Here is a 21,384-nt window from a genome sequence, read left to right on the forward strand (position 1 = left end):
GCGCATGTGCCCCACGCGACATGACCAAGTTCGTCTTCGTCACCGGCGGCGTGGTGTCCTCCCTCGGCAAGGGGATCGCGGCAGCCTCGCTGGCGGCGATCCTCGAGTCGCGAGGTCTGAAGGTCACCCTGATCAAGCTGGATCCGTACCTCAACGTCGACCCGGGCACGATGAGCCCGTTCCAGCACGGCGAGGTGTTCGTCACCGATGACGGCGCCGAGACCGACCTCGACCTCGGCCACTACGAGCGTTTCATCACCACGCGGATGAAGCGCACGAACAACTTCACGACCGGCCAGATCTACAAGAGCGTGCTCGAGAAGGAGCGCCGCGGCGACTATCTCGGCAAGACGGTGCAGGTGATCCCGCACGTCACCAACGAGATCCAGGACTACGTGCGCCGCGGGGCCGTCGACGTCGACGTCGCGATTGTCGAGATCGGCGGCACGGTCGGCGACATCGAGTCGCTGCCCTTCCTGGAGGCCGTGCGCCAGCTGAGCCTGAAGCTCGGCCCGGCGAACACCGCCTTCGTGCACCTGACCTACGTGCCGTGGATCGCCGCCGCCGGCGAGCTGAAGACCAAGCCGACGCAGCACACGGTGCAGAAGCTGCGCGAGATCGGCATCCAGCCCGACGCGCTGCTGTGCCGCGCCGACCGCCGCATCCCCGACGACGAGCGCGAGAAGATCAGCCTGTTCACGAACGTGCCTCAGCACGGCGTGATCTCGATGCCCGACGTCGACACGATCTACAAGGTGCCGCGCGTGCTGCACGAGCAGGGCCTGGACGAGCTGATCTGCATGAAGCTGCAGCTGCTGACCAAGCCCGCCGACCTGCGCCGCTGGGACACGCTGGTGCAGGAGGTCGAGCACCCGCAGAACCGCGTGACGATCGCGATGTGCGGCAAGTACACCGACCTGTCGGACTCGTACAAGTCGCTCAACGAGGCGCTGCGCCACGCCGGCATCCACAACCACGCCAAGGTCGACATCGAGTACGTCGACGCCGAGACGCTGGACGAGCACAACGTCGCGCAGCTGGCGCAGTACGACGCGATCCTCGTGCCCGGCGGCTTCGGCCAGCGCGGCGTCGAGGGCAAGATCCTGGCCGCCAAGTTCGCCCGCGAGCACCGCCTGCCCTACCTCGGCATCTGCCTGGGCATGCAGGTCGCGACGATCGAGTACGCGCGCCACGTCGCCGGCCTGGAGAACGCCAACAGCACCGAGTTCGCGCCGCAGACGCCGCACCCGGTGATCGCGCTGATCGAGGAATGGCAGGACCGCGACGGCTCGATCCAGAAGCGCAGCGCCAGCTCCGACCTCGGCGGCACGATGCGCCTGGGCGCGCAGAGCTCGGACGTCAAGCCCGGCACGCTGGCCTACCAGATCTACGGCCCGGTCGTCACCGAGCGCCACCGCCACCGCTACGAGGCCAACGTCAACTACCTCGACCGGCTGCAGGCCGCCGGCCTCGTCATCAGCGCGCTGACGCAGCGCGAGCAGCTGACCGAGATCGTCGAGCTGCCGCAGGACCGCCACCCGTGGTTCATGGGCGTGCAGTTCCACCCCGAGTTCAAGAGCACGCCCTGGGGCGGGCACCCGCTGTTCTCCAGCTACGTCAAGGCGGCGCTGGACCACCAGGCGCGGCGCGGCGAAGGCGTCGCGCAAAAGGCAGTCGCATGAAGCTCTGCGGTTTCGAGGTCGGCATCGACCGGCCCTTCTTCCTGATCTCCGGCCCCTGCGTCGTCGAGAGCGAGCAGCTCCAGATGGACGTCGCCGGGCGCCTGAAGGAGATCACCTCGGCGCTGGGCATCCCGTTCATCTTCAAGTCCAGCTACGACAAGGCCAACCGCTCCAGCGGCAGCTCCTTCCGCGGCCCGGGCATGGAACGCGGGCTGGAGATCCTGGCCAAGGTGCGCCGCGAACTCGGCGTGCCGGTGCTGACCGACGTGCACACCGAAGCCGAGGTGCCGCAGGTCGCCGCCGTCGTCGACATGCTGCAGACGCCGGCCTTCCTCTGCCGCCAGACCGATTTCATCCGCGCCGTCGCCCAGTGCGGCAAGCCGGTGAACATCAAGAAGGGCCAGTTCCTCGCCCCGCACGACATGAAGAACGTCGTCGACAAGGCCCGCGCCGCGGCGCGCGAGAAGGGCCTGGCCGAGGACCTGTTCACGGTCTGCGAACGCGGCGCGAGCTTCGGCTACAACAACCTCGTCTCGGACATGCGCAGCCTGGCGATCATGCGCGAGACCGGCGCGCCGGTGGTCTTCGACGCCACGCACAGCGTGCAGCTGCCCGGCGGCCAGGGCACCAGCTCGGGCGGCCAGCGCGAGTTCGTGCCGGTGCTCTCGCGCGCGGCGGTCGGCGTCGGTGTCGCCGGCCTCTTCATGGAGACGCACCCGGACCCGGCGAACGCGATGTCCGACGGCCCGAACGCGGTGCCGCTCAAGCACATGCAGGCGCTGCTGGAACAGCTCGTCGCCATCGACCGCGTCGTCAAGCAGCAGCCGCTGCTCGAAAACGACTTCAGCTGCTGAGCCCGGCCATGTCCGCCCCCGCCTACCTGCTGGTCGAGATGAAGATCAGCGACCCCGAGCGCTACAAGCAGTACATGGCCGAGGCGCCGGCGGCGGTGAAGGCCGCCGGGGGCGAATACCTCGTGCGCGGCGGCCGCCACGAGTGCCTCGAGGGCGACTGGAACCCGGCGCGCGTGGCGATGCTGCGTTTCCCCAGCTACGAGGCGGCCAAGGCCTTCTACGACGGCCAGATGTATCGTGCCGCGCGCGCCCACCGTCAGGGCGCCACCGACTACTTCAACATGGTGCTCGTCGAAGGCGTGGACGCCCCGGTCTGAGCACAGAGATCCTCCAGAAAAGAAAGGCAGCTCCCATGAGTGCGATCGTCGACATCGTCGGCCGAGAGATCCTCGACAGCCGCGGCAACCCCACCGTCGAGTGCGACGTGCTGCTGGAAAGCGGCACGATGGGCCGTGCGGCCGTGCCCTCGGGCGCGTCCACCGGCAGCCGCGAGGCGATCGAGCTGCGTGACGGCGACAAGGGTCGCTACCTCGGCAAGGGCGTGCTGCGCGCCGTCGAGCACATCAACACCGAGATCAGCGAAGCCGTGCTGGGCCTGGACGCCAGCGAGCAGGCCTTCCTGGACAAGACCCTGGTCGATCTGGACGGCACCGAGAACAAGGGCCGCCTGGGCGCCAACGCGACGCTGGCCGTCAGCATGGCCGTCGCGCGTGCCGCGGCCGAGGAATCGGGCCTGCCGCTGTACCGCTATTTCGGCGGCATGGGCCGCATGAGCCTGCCGGTGCCGATGATGAACGTCATCAACGGCGGCGCCCACGCCAACAACAACCTCGACCTGCAGGAGTTCATGATCCTGCCGGTCGGCGCGCCGACCTTCCGCGAGGCCATCCGCTACGGTGCCGAGGTCTTCCACGCGCTGAAGAAGATCATCGACGCCAAGGGCATGCCGACGTCGGTGGGCGACGAAGGCGGCTTCGCGCCGAACGTCGCCAACCACGAGGCCGCGATCCAGCTGATCCTCGAGGCCATCGACAAGGCCGGCTACACCCCGGGCGAGCAGATCGCGCTGGGCCTGGACTGCGCCGCCAGCGAGTTCTACAAGGACGGCAAGTACCATCTCGACGGCGAAGGCCTGGTGCTGTCGGCCGGCGAGTGGACCGACATGCTCGCCACCTGGGCCGACAAGTACCCGATCATCTCGATCGAGGACGGCATGCACGAAGGCGACTGGGACGGCTGGAAGCTGCTGACCGAGCGTCTGGGCGGCAAGCTGCAGCTCGTCGGCGACGACCTGTTCGTCACCAACACCAAGATCCTCGAGGAAGGCATCCGCAAGGGCATCGCCAACTCCATCCTCATCAAGATCAACCAGATCGGCACGCTGACCGAGACCTTCTCGGCCATCGAGATGGCCAAGCGCGCGGGCTACACCGCCGTCATCAGCCACCGTTCGGGCGAGACCGAGGACTCGACGATCGCCGACATCGCCGTGGGCACCAACGCCGGCCAGATCAAGACCGGCTCGATGTCGCGCAGCGACCGCATCGCCAAGTACAACCAGCTGCTGCGCATCGAGGAAGACCTCGGCGAGATCGCCTCGTACCCGGGCCGCTCGGCGTTCTACAACCTGCGCTGAGCCCTTGCGCTGGCTCAGTTTCGTGCTGGCGGGGCTGCTCGCCGCCGTTCAGGCCGACCTCTGGTTCGGCCGCTCGAGCGTTCCCTACACGATGAGCCTGCGCACCCAGCTGGCCGCCCAGCAGGCGGCCAACGACCAGGCGCGCGAGCGCAACGCGCGCCTGGAAGCCGAGGTCAGTGACCTGAAGGAAGGGCTGGAGATGGTCGAGGAGAAGGCACGCGCCGAACTCGGCATGGTCAAGCCCGACGAGATCCTGGTGCAGGTGGCGCCGCCCCGGCGCTGAGACGGTCCCCGACGTGATCGAAGCGGTCCTCGCGCCCGCGCAGCCGCTGCTGCGCGTGGCCTTCACGCTGCTGGGCAGCCCGGTGACGTGGCTGGAGCTCGTGGCCTTCGCGCTCGGCGTCTGGATGGTGCTGTGCAACCTGCGCGTGAACCCGCTGGCCTGGCCGCTGGCGATCGCCAGCTCGCTGCTGTATGCGTTGCTGTTCGCCGACAGCCGCCTCTACGGCGAAGCCTCGCTGCAGTTCTTCTTCATCGCCGTGGCCTTCTGGGGCTGGTGGCAGTGGCTGCGCGGCCGCGGCGACGACGGCGGCCCGCTGGTCGTGCACCGGCTGACGCCGGCGGCGCGGCGGCGTGCGCTGCTCGCCACCGCGCTGGCCTGGCCGGCGCTGGCGCTGCTGCTGGACCACGCCACCGACAGCGACGTGCCCTGGCTGGACGCCTTGCCCACCGTCGGCAGCGTCGCCGGCCAGCTTCTGCTCGGCCGCAAGCTGGTCGAGAACTGGCCGGTGTGGATCGCGGTCAACGTCGTCAGCGTCGTGCTTTTCGCCGTCAAGGGGCTGTGGCTGACGGTGCTGCTGTACGCGGTGTTCGCGGCGATGGCGGCCTTCGGCTGGCGCGCCTGGCACCGCCTGGCGCAGGAGCACCGTGGCCGCTGACACGCTGATCGTCGCCATCGTCGGCGCCGAGAGCACCGGCAAGACGGTGCTGGCGCAGACGCTGGCCGCACGCATCGAAGCCGAGACCGGCCTGGTCTGCGCCTGGGTGCCCGAGCATCTGCGCAGCTGGTGCGAGACCCGCGGCCGCACGCCGCGCGCCGACGAGCAGGCCGCGATCGCACGCGCCCAGCGCGACACGATCGAGGCCGCCGCGGCCGCAGCCGACGTCGTCGTCGCCGACACGACGCCGCTGATGACCGCGGTCTACAGCCGGCTGCTGTTCGGCGACGACACGCTCGACGCCGAAGCCTGCGCCTGGCAGCGCGAGCGCTGCGGCGCGACGCTGCTGACCGCGCTGGACCTGCCCTGGGTGGCCGACGGCCTGCAGCGCGACGGCCCGCAGGTGCGGATCCCGGTCGACACGACGCTGCGCGAACTGATGGCGCGCCACGGCCTCGCCTGGGCGCTGGTCTGCGGCTACGGCGATGAACGACTGGAGAACGCGCTCGACGCGCTGGCGCCGCTGCTGCGCGAGCGTGCCGCGCCGCGCCGCGGCCTGTTCACGCGCCTGGCCGGCCGCGACGCGGCCGACCGCCCCTGGCGCTGCGAGCTCTGCGACGACCCGGCCTGCGAACACGCCGCACGGCGCGGCTGAGGCCGGCGCCTACTGCATCGTGCCGGTGGACGGCGGCTGGTCGCGCTGCGGCGTGAACATCTCGCCGACGTCGACGGCGTCGAAGCGGTAGTGCTGGCCGCAGAACTGGCAACCGACCTCGACCTCGCCGCGCTCCTCGATCAGCGAGGCGCTCTCCTCGCGGCCCAGGGTCTTCAGCATGTCGCTGACGCGCTCGCGCGAGCAGCTGCAGGCAAAACGCGGGGTCAGCGGCTCGAAGACCCGCAGCGTCTCCTCCCAGAACAGGCGATGCAGGATGCGCTCGGCGGGCAGCGTCAGCAGCTCCTCGCGCGTCAGCGTGGCGGCCAGCGTCGCGATGCGGTCGAAGGCTTCGCTGAGGCCGATGTCGTCCTCGTTGCGGCGGCCGGCGAGATTGCCCTCGCCTTCGACCGGCAGGCGCTGGATCAGCAGGCCGGCGGCGGTCGTGTCGTCGGCGGCGAGCACGAGGCGGGTGTCGAGCTGCTCGGACTGCAGCATGTAGTGCTCCAGCACCTCGGAGACCTTCTGCAGCGGCTCGCGGCGGTCGCCGTGCAGCGGCACGACGCCCTGGTAGGGCTGCTGGCCCGGCAGGCGGTCCTTGGGGTCCAGCGTGATCGCGCAGCGGCCCTGGCCGTGCACGTTGACCAGCGCCTCCAGGCGGGCGTCGTCGGCGACCTCGCCGGTCAGCGTCGCGGTGGCGCGAAAGGCCAGGTCGGGCTGCACCTCGGCCACCGCCAGCTGGACCGGCCCGTCGCCGGAGATCTGCAGCACCAGCGCGCCGTTGAACTTGATGTTGGCCTGCATCAGCACCGCCGCGGCCGACATCTCGCCGAGCAGCTCGCGCACCGGGCGCGGGTAGCCGCCGGCGGCTTCGCGCCGCGCCAGCATCTCGCGCCAGCCTTCGCCCAGACGCACCAGCATGCCGCGCACCGGCAGGCCTTCGAACAGGAATTTGGTCAGGTCGGACATCAGCCGATTCGCTCCAGTTGGTCGCGGTGGCGAGCCGCGTTGTTCACGTAATGTGCGGCGGACAGCGCCAGCCGGGCCGATTGTTCCGGCGTCAGCGTGCGCACCACCCTGGCCGGCGCGCCGACGATCAGCGAGCCGTCCGCAAACTCCTTGCCTTCGGTGACCAGCGCCCCGGCGCCGACGATGCAGCCGGCCCCGATGCGTGCGCCGTTGAGCAGCACCGCGCCCATGCCGACCAGCGAGCCGTCGCCGATCGTGCAGCCGTGCAGCACGACCTTGTGGCCGATCGTCACGCGCTCGCCGATCACCAGCGGGATGCCGGCGTCGGTGTGCAGCACGCTGCCGTCCTGCACGTTGCTGTCGCGGCCGACGGTGATCCAGTCGTTGTCGCCGCGCAGCACGGCGCCGTACCAGACGCTGGCGCCGGGTTCGAGCGCGACGCGGCCGATCACGGTGGCCGTCTCGGCCACCCAGGCCGTCGCATCGATGCGGGGGACGGCGTCCCCAAGGCGGTAGACGGCCAAGGCGGCACTCCAGGCAAAGGGCACAATTTTAAGGATGACGCAGCATCTCGACACCTTGGGGGCCTTGGCAGACCTGACGCTGCGGGCGACGGCCTGATGCGGGTCCTCGTCGCCGGTTTCCAGCACGAGACCAACACCTTCGCGCCGACGAAGGCCGGCTGGCCGGCCTTCCTGGCCGGCGACGCCTTCCCCGAGTTCACACGCGGCGAGGCGATGCTCGAGCGCCTGGCGCCGACCTCGCTGCCGATGGCCGGCTTCATCGCCGACGCGCGCGAGCGCGGCTGGACGCTGCTGCCGTCGATCTGGGCCGGCGCGTCGCCGTCGGCCCAGGTCACGCACGACGCCTTCGAGCGTCTGGCCGCCATGCTGCTCGACGACGCGCGCAGCGGCGGCTTCGACGCCGTCTACCTCGACCTGCACGGCGCCGCCGTCGCCGAGCACGTCGACGACTGCGAAGGCGAACTGCTCGAACGCCTGCGCGCCGTCGTCGGCCCGGCAGTGCCGATCGTCGCCAGCCTGGACCTGCACGCCAACGTCGGCGCGCGACTGCTGCGCCACGCCGACGCGCTGACCGTGTTCCGCACCTATCCGCACGTCGACATGGCCGAGACCGGCGCGCGCGCCGCGGGGCTGCTGGCCGAACGCGTCTCGGGCGGAGCCTTCGTCACGCGGTCCCGCCGCCTGCCGTTCCTGCTGCCGATCAACGCCCAGTGCACGCGGGTCGACCCGGCGGCCGGCGTGATGGCCGACCTGGCGACGCTGGAGGCGCAGAGCGGCGTGCACCTCGGCCTGGCCTTCGGCTTCCCGGCGGCCGACGTGCCGCACTGCGGGCCGGTGGTCTTCGGTCACGGCCGCGACGCCGAGACCGTCGAGGCCAGCGTGATGGCGCTGGCCGAGAACCTGATCGACGCGCGCGAGGACTTCGCCGTCGAGCTGCCCGATGCCCGCGAGGCCGTCGCCGAGGCGCTGCGCGCCGCGCGCCACGCCGAGCGGCCGGTGGTCATCGCCGACACCCAGGACAACCCCGGCGCCGGCGCCGACGCCAACACCACCGGGCTGCTGCACGCGCTGCTCGACGCCGGTGCCGGCCGGCGCTATCCCGGTGCGGTGGCGCTCGGGCTGATGCACGACCCCGAGGCGGCGCGTGCCGCGCACGCCGCCGGCGTCGGCGCGGGGCTGGAGCTGACGCTCGGCCGCAGCGTGCGCTGCGCCGACGGGCGCGACAGCGAGCCGCCGGTGCAGGTCCGCACCACCGTGCTCGCGCTGCACGACGGCGAGGTCGCGCTGCACGGCCCGATGACCGCCGGCAACACCGTGCACCTGGGCCCCAGCGCCTGCCTGGACGTCGACGGCGTGCGCGTGCTCGTCACCAGCGGCAAGGGCCAGTTGATCGACGAGGCGCTGTGCCGTTTCCTCGGTGTCGAGCCGCGGGCACTGAAACTGCTTGTCGTGAAGAGCTCGGTGCACTTCCGGGCCGCGTTCACGACGATCGCCTCGCGCATCGTCGTCGCTCGTGCGCCCGGGCCCATGCCCGCCGATCCGACCGAGCTCGACTGGACCCGTCTGCCGCAGGACATCGCGCGCCGCCCTTGATTTGGCACGCGCCTCGTGCTGAAAAAAGCAGCGGACCCACGAGTACACTTCGCGGGCCTCAACCCTTCCTGTCCCAACCCCATGACCCAGATTACGACCCGTCGCTTCCTGCAGACGGCCGCGGTTCTCGCGGCCGGCATCGTGCTCGCCGCCTGCGGCAAGAAGGAGGAGCCGGCTGCCGTCGAACCGGCAGCTTCGGCGCCCGCCCCGGCCCCCGCGCCCACCGTCTACGCGGTCGGCACCGACGCCGCCTACGCTCCGTTCGAGAGCCAGGACGAGAAGGGCGAGATCGTCGGCTTCGACATCGACGTGCTGAAGGCCATCGCCGCCAAGGCCGGCTTCGAGGTCAAGTTCATCAACACCCCCTGGGAAGGCATCTTCAATTCCCTGGGCCAGGGTGACCGCGACATCGTCATCTCGGCGGTGACGATCACCGACGAGCGCAAGCAGACGCTGGACTTCAGCGACGCCTACTTCGACGCCGCCCAGCTGATCGCCGTGCGCGACAACAGCAAGGTCACCAAGTTCGCCGACCTGAAGAAGCTGAAGGTCGGCGTGCAGACCGGCACCACCGGCGACGAAGCCGTCACCAAGCTGCAGGGCAAGACCAGCACGAACATCAAGCGCTTCGAGTCGACGCCGCTGGCGCTGAAGGAGCTCGAGTCGGGCGGTGTCGACGCGGTCGTCGCCGACAACGGCGTCGTGATCCACCACGTCGCCAACAACCCGGGCGCCAAGTTCAAGACCATCAGCGACACCGAGTTCGCGCCGGAGCAGTACGGCATCGCCGTCAAGAAGGGCAACACCGCGGTGCTCGAGAAGATCAACCAGGGTCTCGCCGGCATCAAGGCCGACGGCACCTACGACCAGATCTACACCAAGTACTTCGGCGCGCCGCCGGCCAAGGCTGAAGCGCCGGCGTCGGCTGCGTCGAACTGATCCGGGACGGCGATGGATCTTCGCTGGGAGATCCTCGCCGGCTACGGGCCGCTGTTCGCCAGCGGCCTGCTGATGACGATCAAGCTCACGCTGGTCGCCATCGGCGCCGGGTTGATCCTGGGGGTGCTGTTCGGGCTGGTGAGCAGCTCGGCCGACGCGCCCCAACCGACATCACGTCCGCTGGCCCTGCTGTTGCGCGCGGCCCGCGGCATCACGCTCGCCTACGTCACGTTCTTCCGCGGCACGCCGCTGTTCGTGCAGATCCTGCTGGTGCACTTCGCGCTGATGCCGGCGCTGGTGCATCCCGACCACGGCCTGCTGATCTCGGGCGAGACGGCACGCATGTTCCGCCAGGAACACGGCGCCTTCCTGTCCGGCTGCGTCGCGCTGAGCCTCAACGCCGGTGCGTACATCAGCGAGATCTTCCGCGCGGGGATCCTGTCGATCCACCGCGGGCAGACGCAGGCCGCCTACAGCGTCGGGCTGACGCACGCGCAGGCGATGCGCTACGTCGTCCTGCCGCAGGCCTTCCGGCGCATGGTGCCGGCGCTGGTGAACGAGGGCGTCACGCTGATCAAGGACTCGTCGCTGGTGTCCGCCATCGGCCTGGCCGAGCTCGCGCTGGCGGCACGCACCGTGGCCGGGGCGTACTCGCGCTACTGGGAGCCCTACCTCGCGATCTCCGCGATGTACCTGGTGCTGACGCTGACGCTGTCGCTGCTGGCCAAGCGCCTGGAAGCCCCTGCGCATCTGCGCGGACGCTGACGCGCCGTCACGGCATGCAGGCCGGCCGCCCTTCGGGGCCGCCGGCCTTTTTCCTGCCCGCGTTCAGGTCTCGAAGAAGTAGCGCTTGAGGCCGGCGAGGATCATCTCGATCGCCACCGCGGTCAGCACCAGGCCCATCAGCTTCTCGATCGCCGCGACCATCGACGAGCCGAGCAGGTTGCGGATGCGGTCGGCAGCCAGCAGCACGACGCCCGAGACCAGCATCGCCGCGGTCAGCGCGCCGAACCACTGCGCCATGTTGTCCGGCTGGCGCGAGGCCAGCAGCAGCACGGTGGCCATCGCCGACGGCCCGGCCAGCAGCGGCACCGCCAGCGGGAAGATGAACGGCTCGCGCCCGCGGCCGTCGGCCGCGTAGACCTCGCCGCCGGTGGCGAAGATCATGCGCACCGCGATGATCAGCAGGATGACGCCGCCGGCGACCTCCAGCGAACGCTCGGACAGCCGCATCAGCGACAGGAAGGCCTGGCCGCCGACCATGAAGGCCGCGAGCACCAGGAAGGCGATCGTCGCTTCGCGGATGGCGACGAGACGGCGGCGTGCCGGGTCCACGCCACGCAACACCGAGATGAAGATCGGCAGGCTGCCGAAGGGGTCGAGCACCAGCAGCAGCAGAACGAAAGCCGAGAGAAAGTCGTGATCCATGGCGCCATTGTCGCCGCCGCCGAAGACGGTCACGCCGCGCTCCGCTGTTGCGCGAAAGCCGCAATCGGGCGTCACGAAGCCGCCATATGACAGGGGTGCAGCGGGTTTGCCCGAGGCGGGGTCGTAGACTTGCGGCGAACCCCGGAGACAGACTTCATGAAGAGCTTCGGGGTCTAACGTAAAGGACGAAACGACTATGAAGCGCACCCTGATCGCTCTCGCGTGCCTGGCCTCGACGGCCGCGTTCGCGCAAAGCAACGTCACGATCTACGGCCGCCTGAACACGACGGTCGAGAACCAGAAGAACATCGACTCGGCTGACTCGAAGACGGTTCTGAACAACGTCGCCTCGCGCCTGGGCTTCAAGGGCACGGAAGATCTGGGCGGCGGCCTGAAGGCCCTGTTCCTGATCGAGCACCGCTTCGCCAGCGACACCGGTGTCGCCGCCGACGAGTTCTGGTCCGGCGACGCGTTCGTGGGCCTGGAAACGCCGTACGGTACCGTCCGCGCCGGCCGCATCACCAGCCCGGCGTACTACGCCACGGCCGACTACGTCAGCCTGCACAACCACGACACCGGCACCTCGGCCGATGCGTTCTACGCCGCTGCCAGCCAGCCGAAGAACACGGTCGCCTACCTGACCCCGTCGTTCGGTGGCCTGACCGCCGAGTTCGCCTACTCGGCCGACGAAGGCGTCGACAAGCCCTTCACCAAGACCTGGCAAGCCGCCGTCAACTACGACGCCGGCCCGCTGCACCTGGGTGCCGGCTACGACGAGAACGACTACGGCGACAAGCAAGTCGCGCTGCGTGGCCTGTACGAACTGGGCGCCATCACCCTGGGCGGCTACTACCAGCTGGCCGACAGCAAGGACATCGGCAAGCGCAACTCGATCCGTGGCGCGGTCCAGTACACGCTGGGTGCCAGCGAGTTCCACGTGAACGTCGGCTGGGCCGACGACTGGGATGACGTCAGCAAGAGCGGCGCCGTCCAGTACACGCTGGGCTACAACTACAACCTGTCGAAGCGCACCAAGGTCTACGCCTTCTACACCGCCATCAACAACGACAGCGGCGCCGCCTACGGCACGGAAGTCGACTTCGGCAAGGATCCGCGCTCGTTCGGCGTCGGCATCCGCCACAACTTCTGATCGGTTTCCAACCGTCAGTCAAAAGCCGGTCGCAAGACCGGCTTTTTTCTTGCCCGCTCGCGGCGTGACGGCCGCGGCAGGCCAGACCCCCGACTCAGCCGCCGCAGGCCTTCAGCGCGCGGGCGAAAGCCGCGACGGCGAAGTCGATCTGCGGCACATCGATGACCAGCGGTGGCGCCAGCCGCACGACGGTGCCGTGCGTGTCCTTGGTCAGCACGCCCTGGGCCATCAGCGCTTCGCAGACGGCACGCGCCGAGGCGAAACCGGGCGCGAGTTCGACGCCGACGAGCAGGCCGCGGCCACGCACTTCCCGCACCGCCGGGTGCGCCAGGGCCTGCAGCGCGCCGATCAGGCGTTCACCCATCGCCGCCGCACGTTCGGCCAGCCGTTCGCGTTCCAGCAGATCCAGCGCCGCCAGCCCGACCGCCGCAGCCAGCGGGTTGCCGCCGAAGGTGCTGCCGTGGTCGCCCGGCGTGAACTGCGCCATCACGTCCTCGCGCGCGAGGAAGGCGCTGACCGGCAGCAGGCCGCCGCCGAGCGCCTTGCCCAGCGTCAGACCGTCGGGCACGACGTCCTCGTGGTCGACCGCCAGGCGCCGGCCGGTGCGGCCGAGCCCGGTCTGGATCTCGTCGCAGATCAGCAGCACGTCGCGGCGCGTGCAGAGCTCGCGTGCGGCGCGCAGGTAGCCCGGTGGCGGCACGACGATGCCGGCCTCGCCCTGGATCGGCTCGAGCAGCACGGCGCAAGTGTGTTCTCCGATCGCCGCCTCCAGCGCCGCGAGGTCGCCGAACGGCACCGTGTCGAAACCCGGCGCGAACGGGCCGAAGCCGTCGCGGTACTGGGCTTCGCTGGAGAAGCCGACGATGGTCGTCGTGCGACCGGCAAAGTTGCCGGCGGCGACGACGATGCGCGCCCGGCCGTCCGGGATGCCCTTGACCTTGTAGCCCCACTTGCGCGCCGCCTTCAGCGCCGTCTCGACGGCCTCGGCGCCGCTGTTCATCGGCAGCGCACGGTCCATGCCGGTCAGCGTGCACAGGCGTTCCAGGAAGGGCCCGAGCCGGTCGCTGTGAAACGCGCGCGAGGTCACGGCCAGCCGCGCCGCCTGTTCGGTGAGCGCCGCCACCAGCACCGGATGGCCGTGACCGAAGCTGACGGCCGAGTACGCGCTCATCATGTCCAGATAGCGCCGGCCCTCGGTGTCGCGCAGCCAGACGCCCTCGCCGCGCGTCAGCACGACCGGCAGCGGGTGGTAGTTGTGCGCGCCGAAACGCGCCTCGAGTTCGATCGGCGACGGCCGGATCGCGGTGGGGTGCAGACGGTCGTTCATGCACCACACTGTGCCCAGGCAGCGAGGAAATGTGCTTTCCAGATGCTGCGTGGCAAAGCCATTTCGATGCAAGATTCTTTCTCCAGATCGACTGAAAGGATGCACCGTGACCGATCTTGATGCCATCGACCGCAAGATCGTCGCCGCGCTACAGCGCGACGGCCGCGTCTCCAACGTCGAGCTCGCCACCCGCGTGCACCTGTCGGCGCCGCAATGCCTGCGGCGCACGCGCGCGCTGGAGGAACGCGGCGTGCTGCGCGGCTACGGTGCGCGTGTCGACGCCGCCGCGCTGGGCTACGGCGTCACCGCCTTCGTCAGCCTGAACATCCACGGCGGCGCCTTCGATCGCGTGCGCGACATCGAGGCGCGCATCCGCGACTTCCCGCAGATCCTCGAGTGCCACACCGTCAGCGGCGACTGCGACTACCTGCTGAAGGTCGTCGCACACGACCTGAAGGCGCTGTCGCAGTTCCTGACCGACCGGCTGATGCAGATCCCCGGCGTCGACGACGTGCGCTCGATGATCTGCCTGGAGGAGATCAAGCCGCAGGCGCCGCTGCCGACCGACGGCTGAACGTCAACCGCGCGGATGGTGTCGTGCGTGCAGCTGGCGCAGCCGCTCGCGCGCGACGTGGGTGTAGATCGTCGTCGTGCCGATGTCGGCGTGGCCCAGCAGCATCTGCACCGCGCGCAGGTCGGCGCCGTGGTTCAGCAGATGGGTCGCGAAGGCGTGGCGCAGCGTGTGCGGCGACAGCGGCACGAGGATGCCGGCCGCGCGCGCGTACTTCTTGACCAGCAGCCAGAAGGCCTGGCGCGTCATCGCGCCGCCGCGCGCGGTGACGAAGAGCGCGTCGCTGGCCTGGCCGCCGAGGATCGCCGCGCGGGCCTCGCCGAGATAGCGTTGGAGCCAGCCGTGCGCCTCCTCGCCGAACGGCACGATGCGTTCCTTGGAGCCCTTGCCGACGACACGCAGCACGCCTTCGGCCAGCCCCAGGTGCACGCTCTTCAGGCCGACGAGCTCGCTGACACGCAGCCCGCTGCCGTACATCAGCTCGAGCATCGCGCGGTCGCGCAGGCCGAGCGCGGTGTCGGTCTCGGGCGCGGCCAGCAGCGCCTCGACCTGGCGCTCGCTCAGGCTCTTGGGCACCCGCAGCGGCTGGCGCGCCGACTGCAGGCGCAGCGTCGGGTCGGCGGCGACGAGGTGCTCGCGCAGCGCCCAGCGGAAGTAACGCTTGAAGACGGTGAGCCGGCGGTTGGCCGTCGTCGCGCGCGTCGCCGTGTGTCGTTCGGCGATGTAGGCCAGCAGGTCGGCCTCGCGGCTGTCGTCCAGGCGCTTGGCGTGGCGGCGTGCCAGCCAGCCGGCGTACAGCGTCAGGTCGCGGCGGTAGGCGGCCAGCGTCAGCGGCGCCAGCCCGTCCTCGATCCACAGCGCGTCGACGAAACGGTCGATCGAGGCGGCACTGGCGGCCGCCTCGGCACCGGCCGGCGCGTCGACGGGCTCGGCGCTCACTCCAGCGTCAGCTTGGCCGACTGCACGACCTTCTTGTAGACCTCGTACTCGGCCTTGATCTGATCGCCGAACTCCTTCGGGCTGTTGGCGACGATCAGCGAGCCGGTGTCCTCGATGCGCTTCTTCACCTCGGGCAGCATGACCGTCGTCTTGACCGCGGCGTGGATCTTGTCGACGACCTCCTTGGGCAGGTTCTTCGGCCCGTAGACGCCGTAGAAGGCCATGCGGTTCACCGGCTCCAGGCCGACTTCCTTGAAGGTCGGCACGTTGGGCAGCACCGCCAGGCGCTGCGGCGCGGCGACGACGATCGCGATCAGCCGGCCGTCCTTGATGAACGGCAGCGCCGACGGCAGGTTGTCGAACATGATCTGCACCTGCCCGGCCACCGTATCGTTGAGCGCCGGGCCGGCGCCGCGGTACGGGATGTGGGTGATGAAGACGCCGGCAAGGCTCTTGAACAGTTCGGTCTGCAGGTGGCCGATGCCGCCGGTGCCCGAGCTCGAGTAGCTGTACTTGCCCGGGTTCTTCTTCAGCTCGGCGAGAAATCCCTTGTAGTCACGCGCCGGGAAGCTCGGGTGCACGACGATGACGTTGGGCGTGGCCGCGATGTTGATGATCGGCGTGAAGTCGGTCAGCGGGTTGTACGGCACCTTCGGGTTGATCGCCGGATTCGAGGCCACCGAGGACACGGTGGCGACGCCCAGCGCGTAGCCGTCGGGCTGGGCCTTCGCGGTGTCGTTGGCGCCGATGATGCCGCCGCCACCGGCCTTGTTCTCGACGACCATGGTCTGGCCCAGCGCCGGCGTGATCTTGTCGGCCACGGTGCGCGCGATGATGTCCGTCGTGCCGCCGGGCGCGAACGGCACGACCAGCTTGACCGGCTTGGCCGGATAGCCCTGGGCCCAGGCAGCCAGCGGTGCGGCCAGGCAGGCCAGGAACAGCGCGGACAGCGTTCTTCTCTTCATGCGGGCAGTCTCCATTCGTCGGTTGGGTGGGAACGGGGTCTGCGGCCGATTGTGGGTGATCAACGCGGCGGCTGTCCGAGCAATCCGGCCTTCAGCCGCTCGTCCACGGGGCGAACACCGAGAAAGATCCGCAACACCGCGGCGTACAGGTCCTCGCCGGGCAGGTCGGCCCCCCCGGCTCTGCCGTTCATCGAGAACACGAGGCCACGCCCGGGCAGGTAGTCCAGGTTCACGACGTCGCCCTTCTTGACCTGGCCGGTGGCCAGCACCTGGGCGTTGAAGTCCGCCTGGCGCTGGGCCAGCGCCGGCTGCTCGGCCGGCGGCGTGTTGCGCCGGAAGCCCTTGTCGATGGCCTTGACGAACTCCTTGGCCGGCGCGGTCTGCAGCATGCGCAGCTGGATGCGCTTGGCGCCGGGCGCGGCCAGCACCTCGGGCACGGTGCTCGCGCGGCGGCTCAGGTAGAGCCCCGCGGCATAGCCGTCGATCCAGGCCACCGAACGCGTGCCGACGCCGTTGAGCACGAGGTCGGCCCCGCCGACGTGCATCGTCGCCGGGAAGGTCTGGCCGGCGATCGTCAGCTGCGCAGCCGCCGGTCGCACGAGCAGCAGGCCGCCAGCGGCGGCGGCGGCGAGCAGAAGGCGGCGTTGTTCGTTCATCGTCGTCCGGGGAATCATCGGCCCTTTGTACAACGCCGCGGCAAGTCCCGCCGCCGACCGGGGCGCTGGCACACTGCGCCTCCGATGCCCGACCTGCTGCTGCTCGCCCCCGATTTCCTGCTGATCGTCGCCGGCTACCTGATCTGCCGCCACACGCCGCTGGGGCGCGGCGTCTGGGACGGTGCCGAGCGCCTCGTCTACTACGTGCTGTTCCCGGCGCTGCTGTTCGGCAGCATCGTGCGCGAGCCGCTGTCGCTGGGCGCGATGCTGCCGCTGGCCGGCAGCGGGCTGGCCATCGTCGCCGCCGGCGTCGTGCTGGCCTACGCGCTGGCGCATGCGCCGGGCGTGGACGCGCGGCTGCACGCCTCGGGCGCGCAGACGGCGTTCCGCTTCAACTCCTACGTCGGCCTGGCGGTCGCGGCACGCATCGCCGGCGCCGACGGCGTGGCCTGGACGGCGCTGCTGATCTCGCTGTGCGTGCCGCTGTGCAACATCGCCGCGGTCTGGCCGCTGGCGCGCCACGGCGGCCACGGCTACGCCCGCGAGCTGCTGCGCAACCCGCTGATCCTGGCCACCGCCTCGGGGCTGGTGTTCAACCTGCTGGGATTGCGGCTGCCCGAGCTGCTGACCGGCGCGCTGGGGCGTGTCGGTTCGGCGGCGGTGCCGATCGGCCTGATGGCCGTCGGCGCCGGGCTGCAGTTCGGCGCCCTGCGCGAAGGGCCGAAGCTCGCCGCCGCGCTGCTGGCGATCCGCCACCTGGCGCTGCCGGCGCTGGCGCTGGCGATCGTCATCGGGCTGGACCTGCCGCCGGGCCAGCAGGCGACGGTGGTCGCCTTCGCCGCGCTGCCCACCGCGTCCAGCGCCTACGTGCTGGCCACGCGCATGGGCGGGCACGGCGGCTACGTCGCCGGCCTGGTGACGCTGTCGACGCTGGTCGCGATGGCCGGGCTGCCGCTGGCGCTGGCGGCGCTGGCCGCGCTGCGCTGAGCCAGCGCCCAGTCGACGTGTTCGGCGACGAGTTCGCCGGCGGCGTCGCGCCCGGTGGCCAGCGCCGCGGCCAGCACCGGGTCGTCGGCCACACGCAGGCTGTTGCCGGCGGCCACCGCCAGGTTGCGCCGCCAGCGTCGCCAGCCGATGCGGCGGATCGGGCTGCCTTCGGTGCGCTTCAGGAACTCGGCCTCGCCCCAGGACCACAGCGACAGCAGCGTCGGCGCCGCGAGGTCGGCGCGCCAGTCGAAGTCGGGCAAGGACGCGCGGCGCGCGTACTTGTTCCACGGGCAGGCGGTCTGGCAGTCGTCGCAGCCGTAGATGCGCTGGCCGAGCGCCGGCCGCAGCTCGACGGGAACGGGGTCGTCGGTCTCGATCGTCAGGTAGCTGATGCAGCGCCGTGCGTCGACGCGCCATGGCGCGACGATGGCCCGCGTCGGGCAGGCGTCCAGGCAGGCCGTGCAGCGGCCGCAGTGCGGCGCTTCGGCCGCCGTGACCGGCAGCGCGAGGTCGACGTAGATCTCGCCGAGGAAGAAGGTGGAGCCGGCTTCGCGCGACAGCGTCAGCGTGTGCTTGCCGCGCCAGCCGATGCCGCTGCGCGAGGCGAGCTCGACCTCCAGCACCGGCGCCGAATCGACGAAGACGCGGTGGCCGAAAGGCCCGATCTCGGCTGCCAGCCGGTCGGCCAGGCGCTGCAGCCGCGTGCGCAGCACCTTGTGATAGTCGCGGCCGCGGGCGTAGACCGAGATCACCGCCTCGCCGGGCGCCGCCAGCCGGCGCTGCTCGGCCTCGCGCCAGTCCTGGGCCAGGTCGCGCGGCAGGTAGTCCATGCGCGCGGTGATCACGCGCACCGTGCCCGGCACCAGCTCGGCCGGGCGCGCACGCTTCAGGCCGTGGGCGGCCATGTAGGCCATCGAACCGTGGAAGCCGGCCTCCAGCCAGGCGAGCAGGCCCGGCTCGGCCGAGGCCAGGTCGATGTCGGCCACGCCGATCTGGGAGAATCCCGCCTCATGCGCCCAGATCCGCAGTCGTGCGAGCACGGAGGGCCCGTCGACGTGTCGTTCGGTTCGCATCCGACGATTCTAGAGAGCCGCCTCGTCACCTGGCCCGACGAGGCCGCTTGTGCCGCCTGGGCCGCCGCGCTCGCCGCGCGGCCCGAACTCCGCGACGCCTACCTCGAACTCGACGGCCCGCTCGGCGCCGGCAAGACCACCTTCGTGCGCCAGCTGCTGCGTGCGCTGGGCGTCGCCGGGCGCATCAAGAGCCCCACCTACGCCGTCGTCGAGCCCTACGTCCTGCCGGACGGGCTGGCGGTCTCGCACTTCGACTTCTACCGCTTCGACGACCCGCGCGAGTGGGAGGACGCCGGGTTCCGCGACGTCTTCGCCCGCCCCGGGCTGAAGATCGCCGAGTGGCCCGAGAAGGCGCGTGCGGTGCTGCCGCCGCCCGACCTGCGGCTGGCGATCGCGCCGCAGGACGACGAACGCCGCCTCGTCACCGTCGAGGCCTGCACCGCGCGCGGGCGCGCGCTGCTCGCATGAGGCGCCGCCGCCTGGTCGCCGGCGCCGGGCAGCTCGTGCTGCTGCTGACGGCCCCCGGCATCGCCTGGGGCGCCGGCATCGTCGCGGTGCGCGTCTGGCCGGCGGCCGACTACACCCGGCTGACGATCGAGTCCGACGGCCCGCTGGTGGCGCGCCACTTCGTCACCGAGGCGCCCGAGCGCCTGGTCATCGACCTCGAGGGCCTGGAGCTCAGCCCGCTGCTGCGCGACATCGTCGGCAAGATCCGCCCCGACGACCCGTACATCGCCGGCGTGCGTGTCGGCCAGTTCCAGGCGCGGGTGGTGCGTCTGGTGCTCGACCTGAAGCAGACGGTGGCGCCGCAGCAGTTCACGCTCGCCCCGGTGGCGGCCTACCAGCACCGGCTGGTCTTCGACCTCTACCCGAAGGCCGAGACCGACCCGCTGCTGGCGCTGATCCGCGAGAAGGAGTCCGCCGAGCGCGACGCGGCCAAGGCGGTGGAAGACGCGTTGGGCGAACTGATCGCCCGCGTCGACAAACCCGGCCTGCCGCAGCCGACGCCGAGCCGGCCGCCGGCGCCGGTGCCGCCGCTGCAGACCCCCGCCCCCGAGAAGGAGGCGCCGCCGACCGACGCCGAACGCCGCCGCGTCGACCGCCTGATCATCGTCGCGCTGGACCCCGGCCACGGCGGCGAGGACCCGGGCGCGATCGGCCCGACCGGGCTGCGCGAGAAGGACGTCGTGCTCGCCGTCGGCCTGGCGCTGCGCGACAAGCTCAACGCCGTGCCCGGCATGCGCGTGATGATGACGCGCGACGCCGACTTCTTCGTGCCGCTGCACGAGCGCGTGCGCAAGGCGCGGCGCGTGCAGGCGGACCTGTTCGTCTCGATCCATGCCGACGCCTTCATGCGCCCGGAGGCGCGCGGCGCGAGCGTCTTCGCGCTGTCGACCAAGGGCGCGTCCAGCACCGCGGCACGCTGGATGGCGCAGCGCGAGAACGCGGCCGACCGCGTCGGCGGCGTCAACGTCGCCTCCGTGCGCGACGCCCAGGTGCGTCAGGCGCTGCTGGACATGAGCACGACGGCGCAGATCAAGGACAGCCTGAAGCTCGGCCGCGAGGTGCTGTCGCGGCTGGACCGCGTCGGCCGCCTGCACAAGAAGGACGTCGAGCAGGCCGGCTTCGCGGTGCTGAAGGCCCCCGACATCCCGTCGATCCTGGTCGAGACGGCGTTCATCTCGAACCCGGAGGAGGAAGGTCTGCTGCGCGACGCCGGCTACCGCGCGCGCCTCGTCGACGCGCTGGCCACCGGCATCCGCCGCTACTTCGCGAAGAACCCGCCGCTGGCGCGGCAGCGTTCGCTCTGATTCAGGCCGCGCCGGGCGCGGCGCGCCGCGACTTCCAGGCGCCGTAGAGCACGAACAGGCCGGGCACGAGGATCATCGCCCAGATGATGGTGCTGAGGTTGTCCTTCACCCAGGGCAGGTTGCCGAACAGGTAGCCGGCCGTCGTCAGCCCGCCGACCCACAGCAGCGCGCCGCTGACGTCGAACAGCGTGAACTTGCTGCGCGACATCTGCGCCACGCCGGCGACGAAGGGCGCGAAGGTCCGCACGAAGGGCATGAAGCGGCCGGCGATCAGCGTGAAGCCGCCGTAACGTTCGTAAAACGCATGCGTGCGGTCGAACGCGCTGCGGTTGAAGAAGCGCGACTCGTTCCAGCCGAAGACCCGCGGCCCGACGAAGCGGCCGATCGTGTAGTTGCACTGGTTGCCCAGCACCGCCGCGGCGATCAGCAGCCCCATCGCCAGCGGCAGGTTCATGACCCCGGCGCCGCAGAGGGCGCCGACGACGAACAGCAGCGAGTCACCGGGCAGGAACGGCATCACGACGACGCCGGTCTCCACGAAGATGATCGCGAACAGCAGCGCGTACACCCACGCTCCGTAGGCCTGCACGAACGCCGCCAGGTGCACGTCGACGTGAAGGATGAAGTCGACCAACCATTGCACAACTTCCATGGCACCGGATTATCAACGGCTGGTTATGCTCGCTGCCG

General features: G+C 70.6%; 24 protein-coding genes. 15 read left to right on the plus strand and 9 right to left on the minus strand.

The genetic code is table 11. From position 1 onward, the window contains the following. Nucleotides 1–20 precede the first annotated feature (20 nt). The 7 genes from G5B56_RS07035 to G5B56_RS07065 are packed head-to-tail and all read left to right on the plus strand — an operon-like array spanning nt 21 to nt 5,765. On the plus strand, nt 21–1,682 hold the full coding sequence (locus G5B56_RS07035) for a CTP synthase (RefSeq protein ID WP_164962748.1): 1,662 nt from the start codon (nt 21–23) through the stop codon (nt 1,680–1,682). Further along, a complete protein-coding gene (gene kdsA / locus G5B56_RS07040) occupies nt 1,679–2,536 on the plus strand; it encodes a 3-deoxy-8-phosphooctulonate synthase (protein ID WP_164962749.1) in 858 nt (285 codons plus the stop codon). The genes G5B56_RS07035 and kdsA overlap by 4 nt, the downstream gene beginning before the upstream one ends. Nucleotides 2,537–2,544: 8 nt before the next feature. Beyond that, nucleotides 2,545–2,853 carry a DUF1330 domain-containing protein gene (locus G5B56_RS07045; RefSeq protein WP_164962750.1) on the plus strand — a complete coding sequence of 103 codons (309 nt, stop codon included), beginning with the start codon at nt 2,545–2,547 and terminating at the stop codon, nt 2,851–2,853. Between the two features lie 35 nt (nt 2,854–2,888). Then, entirely contained in the window at nt 2,889–4,172 is a 1,284-nt protein-coding gene (eno, locus tag G5B56_RS07050) for a phosphopyruvate hydratase (protein ID WP_164962751.1), read from the plus strand. A gap of 4 nt (nt 4,173–4,176) precedes the next feature. After that, nucleotides 4,177–4,455 (plus strand): cell division protein FtsB, encoded by a 279-nt coding sequence (ftsB, locus tag G5B56_RS07055; RefSeq protein WP_009857688.1) that lies wholly within the window; start codon nt 4,177–4,179, stop codon nt 4,453–4,455. Nucleotides 4,456–4,468: 13 nt separating this feature from the next. Beyond that, nucleotides 4,469–5,110 (plus strand): nicotinamide riboside transporter PnuC, encoded by a 642-nt coding sequence (pnuC, locus tag G5B56_RS07060; protein ID WP_164962752.1) that lies wholly within the window; start codon nt 4,469–4,471, stop codon nt 5,108–5,110. Further along, nucleotides 5,100–5,765: an AAA family ATPase gene (locus tag G5B56_RS07065; protein ID WP_164962753.1), complete on the plus strand. Its 666-nt coding sequence runs from the start codon at nt 5,100–5,102 to the stop codon at nt 5,763–5,765. Before pnuC ends, G5B56_RS07065 begins: the two co-directional genes overlap by 11 nt. 9 nt (nt 5,766–5,774) lie before the next feature. On the opposite strand, the gene G5B56_RS07070 is transcribed toward G5B56_RS07065, so the two are convergent. Further along, complete coding sequence (locus G5B56_RS07070; RefSeq protein ID WP_164962754.1) at nt 5,775–6,731, minus strand: Hsp33 family molecular chaperone HslO; 957 nt, start codon at nt 6,729–6,731, stop codon at nt 5,775–5,777. Beyond that, nucleotides 6,731–7,255, minus strand: coding sequence for a gamma carbonic anhydrase family protein (locus tag G5B56_RS07075; RefSeq protein WP_009857684.1), 525 nt, complete (start codon nt 7,253–7,255; stop codon nt 6,731–6,733). The genes G5B56_RS07070 and G5B56_RS07075 overlap by 1 nt, the downstream gene beginning before the upstream one ends. A gap of 96 nt (nt 7,256–7,351) precedes the next feature. Here G5B56_RS07075 and G5B56_RS07080 point away from each other — a divergent pair, with 96 nt between their 5' ends. The 3 genes from G5B56_RS07080 to G5B56_RS07090 all read left to right on the plus strand — a co-directional run bounded on the left by G5B56_RS07080 (nt 7,352) and on the right by G5B56_RS07090 (nt 10,552). Continuing rightward, nucleotides 7,352–8,848: a M81 family metallopeptidase gene (locus G5B56_RS07080; protein ID WP_164962755.1), complete on the plus strand. Its 1,497-nt coding sequence runs from the start codon at nt 7,352–7,354 to the stop codon at nt 8,846–8,848. 81 nt (nt 8,849–8,929) lie between these two features. Next, nucleotides 8,930–9,787 (plus strand): basic amino acid ABC transporter substrate-binding protein, encoded by an 858-nt coding sequence (locus G5B56_RS07085; protein WP_009857682.1) that lies wholly within the window; start codon nt 8,930–8,932, stop codon nt 9,785–9,787. 12 nt (nt 9,788–9,799) lie between these two features. Beyond that, nucleotides 9,800–10,552, plus strand: coding sequence for an amino acid ABC transporter permease (locus G5B56_RS07090; RefSeq protein ID WP_009857681.1), 753 nt, complete (start codon nt 9,800–9,802; stop codon nt 10,550–10,552). Between the two features lie 63 nt (nt 10,553–10,615). Here G5B56_RS07090 and G5B56_RS07095 read toward each other — a convergent pair whose 3' ends face one another. Beyond that, complete coding sequence (locus G5B56_RS07095; RefSeq protein ID WP_029718905.1) at nt 10,616–11,215, minus strand: MarC family protein; 600 nt, start codon at nt 11,213–11,215, stop codon at nt 10,616–10,618. A 196-nt stretch (nt 11,216–11,411) separates the two neighbouring features. Between G5B56_RS07095 and G5B56_RS07100 the strand changes: the two genes are divergently transcribed. After that, nucleotides 11,412–12,365: a porin gene (locus G5B56_RS07100; protein ID WP_164962756.1), complete on the plus strand. Its 954-nt coding sequence runs from the start codon at nt 11,412–11,414 to the stop codon at nt 12,363–12,365. 94 nt (nt 12,366–12,459) lie between these two features. Here the strand turns inward: G5B56_RS07100 and rocD are convergent, their stop codons facing one another. Further along, nucleotides 12,460–13,692: an ornithine--oxo-acid transaminase gene (rocD, locus tag G5B56_RS07105; protein WP_164962757.1), complete on the minus strand. Its 1,233-nt coding sequence runs from the start codon at nt 13,690–13,692 to the stop codon at nt 12,460–12,462. Nucleotides 13,693–13,798: 106 nt separating this feature from the next. On the opposite strand from rocD, the gene G5B56_RS07110 reads away from it, so the two are divergent. Continuing rightward, nucleotides 13,799–14,266, plus strand: coding sequence for an Lrp/AsnC family transcriptional regulator (locus G5B56_RS07110; protein WP_164962758.1), 468 nt, complete (start codon nt 13,799–13,801; stop codon nt 14,264–14,266). Nucleotides 14,267–14,269: 3 nt separating this feature from the next. Here G5B56_RS07110 and xerD read toward each other — a convergent pair whose 3' ends face one another. Genes xerD through G5B56_RS07125 form a run of 3 tightly spaced genes read right to left on the minus strand, consistent with a single transcriptional unit; the run spans nt 14,270 to nt 16,823 of the window. Then, on the minus strand, nt 14,270–15,202 hold the full coding sequence (xerD, locus tag G5B56_RS07115) for a site-specific tyrosine recombinase XerD (protein ID WP_009857676.1): 933 nt from the start codon (nt 15,200–15,202) through the stop codon (nt 14,270–14,272). Then, complete coding sequence (locus tag G5B56_RS07120; protein WP_009857675.1) at nt 15,199–16,167, minus strand: tripartite tricarboxylate transporter substrate binding protein BugE; 969 nt, start codon at nt 16,165–16,167, stop codon at nt 15,199–15,201. The genes xerD and G5B56_RS07120 overlap by 4 nt, the downstream gene beginning before the upstream one ends. Before the next feature lie 59 nt (nt 16,168–16,226). Continuing rightward, entirely contained in the window at nt 16,227–16,823 is a 597-nt protein-coding gene (locus tag G5B56_RS07125; RefSeq protein WP_009857674.1) for a chalcone isomerase family protein, read from the minus strand. Nucleotides 16,824–16,907: 84 nt separating this feature from the next. On the opposite strand from G5B56_RS07125, the gene G5B56_RS07130 reads away from it, so the two are divergent. Next, nucleotides 16,908–17,810 carry an AEC family transporter gene (locus G5B56_RS07130; RefSeq protein WP_164962759.1) on the plus strand — a complete coding sequence of 301 codons (903 nt, stop codon included), beginning with the start codon at nt 16,908–16,910 and terminating at the stop codon, nt 17,808–17,810. On the opposite strand, the gene queG is transcribed toward G5B56_RS07130, so the two are convergent. Beyond that, nucleotides 17,723–18,883: a tRNA epoxyqueuosine(34) reductase QueG gene (queG, locus tag G5B56_RS07135; RefSeq protein ID WP_164962760.1), complete on the minus strand. Its 1,161-nt coding sequence runs from the start codon at nt 18,881–18,883 to the stop codon at nt 17,723–17,725. The two genes, G5B56_RS07130 and queG, sit on opposite strands and share 88 nt — an antisense overlap. On the opposite strand from queG, the gene tsaE reads away from it, so the two are divergent. Then, nucleotides 18,821–19,351, plus strand: a complete 531-nt coding sequence (tsaE, locus tag G5B56_RS07140; RefSeq protein ID WP_009857671.1) for a tRNA (adenosine(37)-N6)-threonylcarbamoyltransferase complex ATPase subunit type 1 TsaE — start codon at nt 18,821–18,823, stop codon at nt 19,349–19,351. The genes queG and tsaE overlap by 63 nt on opposite strands. Further along, nucleotides 19,348–20,694, plus strand: a complete 1,347-nt coding sequence (locus G5B56_RS07145; RefSeq protein ID WP_009857670.1) for an N-acetylmuramoyl-L-alanine amidase — start codon at nt 19,348–19,350, stop codon at nt 20,692–20,694. Before tsaE ends, G5B56_RS07145 begins: the two co-directional genes overlap by 4 nt. Before the next feature lies 1 nt (nt 20,695). Here the strand turns inward: G5B56_RS07145 and G5B56_RS07150 are convergent, their stop codons facing one another. Then, nucleotides 20,696–21,346 carry a DedA family protein gene (locus G5B56_RS07150; protein WP_009857669.1) on the minus strand — a complete coding sequence of 217 codons (651 nt, stop codon included), beginning with the start codon at nt 21,344–21,346 and terminating at the stop codon, nt 20,696–20,698. Between the last annotated feature and the right edge of the window lie 38 nt (nt 21,347–21,384).

The organism is Rubrivivax sp. JA1026, from assembly GCF_011065555.1.
Lineage (GTDB): Bacteria > Pseudomonadota > Gammaproteobacteria > Burkholderiales > Burkholderiaceae_C > Rubrivivax > Rubrivivax benzoatilyticus.

Excerpts from the sequence above, each read along its gene's own strand:
- G5B56_RS07035 (WP_164962748.1), top strand. The coding sequence starts at position 21 with ATGACCAAGTTCGTCTTCGTCACCGGCGGCGTGGTGTCCTCCCTCGGC.
- kdsA (WP_164962749.1), top strand. The coding sequence starts at position 1,679 with ATGAAGCTCTGCGGTTTCGAGGTCGGCATCGACCGGCCCTTCTTCCTG.
- G5B56_RS07045 (WP_164962750.1), top strand. The coding sequence starts at position 2,545 with ATGTCCGCCCCCGCCTACCTGCTGGTCGAGATGAAGATCAGCGACCCC.
- eno (WP_164962751.1), top strand. The coding sequence starts at position 2,889 with ATGAGTGCGATCGTCGACATCGTCGGCCGAGAGATCCTCGACAGCCGC.
- G5B56_RS07070 (WP_164962754.1), bottom strand. The coding sequence starts at position 6,731 with ATGTCCGACCTGACCAAATTCCTGTTCGAAGGCCTGCCGGTGCGCGGC.
- G5B56_RS07080 (WP_164962755.1), top strand. The coding sequence starts at position 7,352 with ATGCGGGTCCTCGTCGCCGGTTTCCAGCACGAGACCAACACCTTCGCG.
- G5B56_RS07085 (WP_009857682.1), top strand. The coding sequence starts at position 8,930 with ATGACCCAGATTACGACCCGTCGCTTCCTGCAGACGGCCGCGGTTCTC.
- G5B56_RS07090 (WP_009857681.1), top strand. The coding sequence starts at position 9,800 with ATGGATCTTCGCTGGGAGATCCTCGCCGGCTACGGGCCGCTGTTCGCC.
- G5B56_RS07095 (WP_029718905.1), bottom strand. The coding sequence starts at position 11,215 with ATGGATCACGACTTTCTCTCGGCTTTCGTTCTGCTGCTGCTGGTGCTC.
- G5B56_RS07100 (WP_164962756.1), top strand. The coding sequence starts at position 11,412 with ATGAAGCGCACCCTGATCGCTCTCGCGTGCCTGGCCTCGACGGCCGCG.
- rocD (WP_164962757.1), bottom strand. The coding sequence starts at position 13,692 with ATGAACGACCGTCTGCACCCCACCGCGATCCGGCCGTCGCCGATCGAA.
- G5B56_RS07120 (WP_009857675.1), bottom strand. The coding sequence starts at position 16,167 with ATGAAGAGAAGAACGCTGTCCGCGCTGTTCCTGGCCTGCCTGGCCGCA.
- G5B56_RS07125 (WP_009857674.1), bottom strand. The coding sequence starts at position 16,823 with ATGAACGAACAACGCCGCCTTCTGCTCGCCGCCGCCGCCGCTGGCGGC.
- G5B56_RS07130 (WP_164962759.1), top strand. The coding sequence starts at position 16,908 with ATGCCCGACCTGCTGCTGCTCGCCCCCGATTTCCTGCTGATCGTCGCC.
- tsaE (WP_009857671.1), top strand. The coding sequence starts at position 18,821 with ATGCGCCCAGATCCGCAGTCGTGCGAGCACGGAGGGCCCGTCGACGTG.
- queG (WP_164962760.1), bottom strand. The coding sequence starts at position 18,883 with ATGCGAACCGAACGACACGTCGACGGGCCCTCCGTGCTCGCACGACTG.
- G5B56_RS07145 (WP_009857670.1), top strand. The coding sequence starts at position 19,348 with ATGAGGCGCCGCCGCCTGGTCGCCGGCGCCGGGCAGCTCGTGCTGCTG.
- G5B56_RS07150 (WP_009857669.1), bottom strand. The coding sequence starts at position 21,346 with ATGGAAGTTGTGCAATGGTTGGTCGACTTCATCCTTCACGTCGACGTG.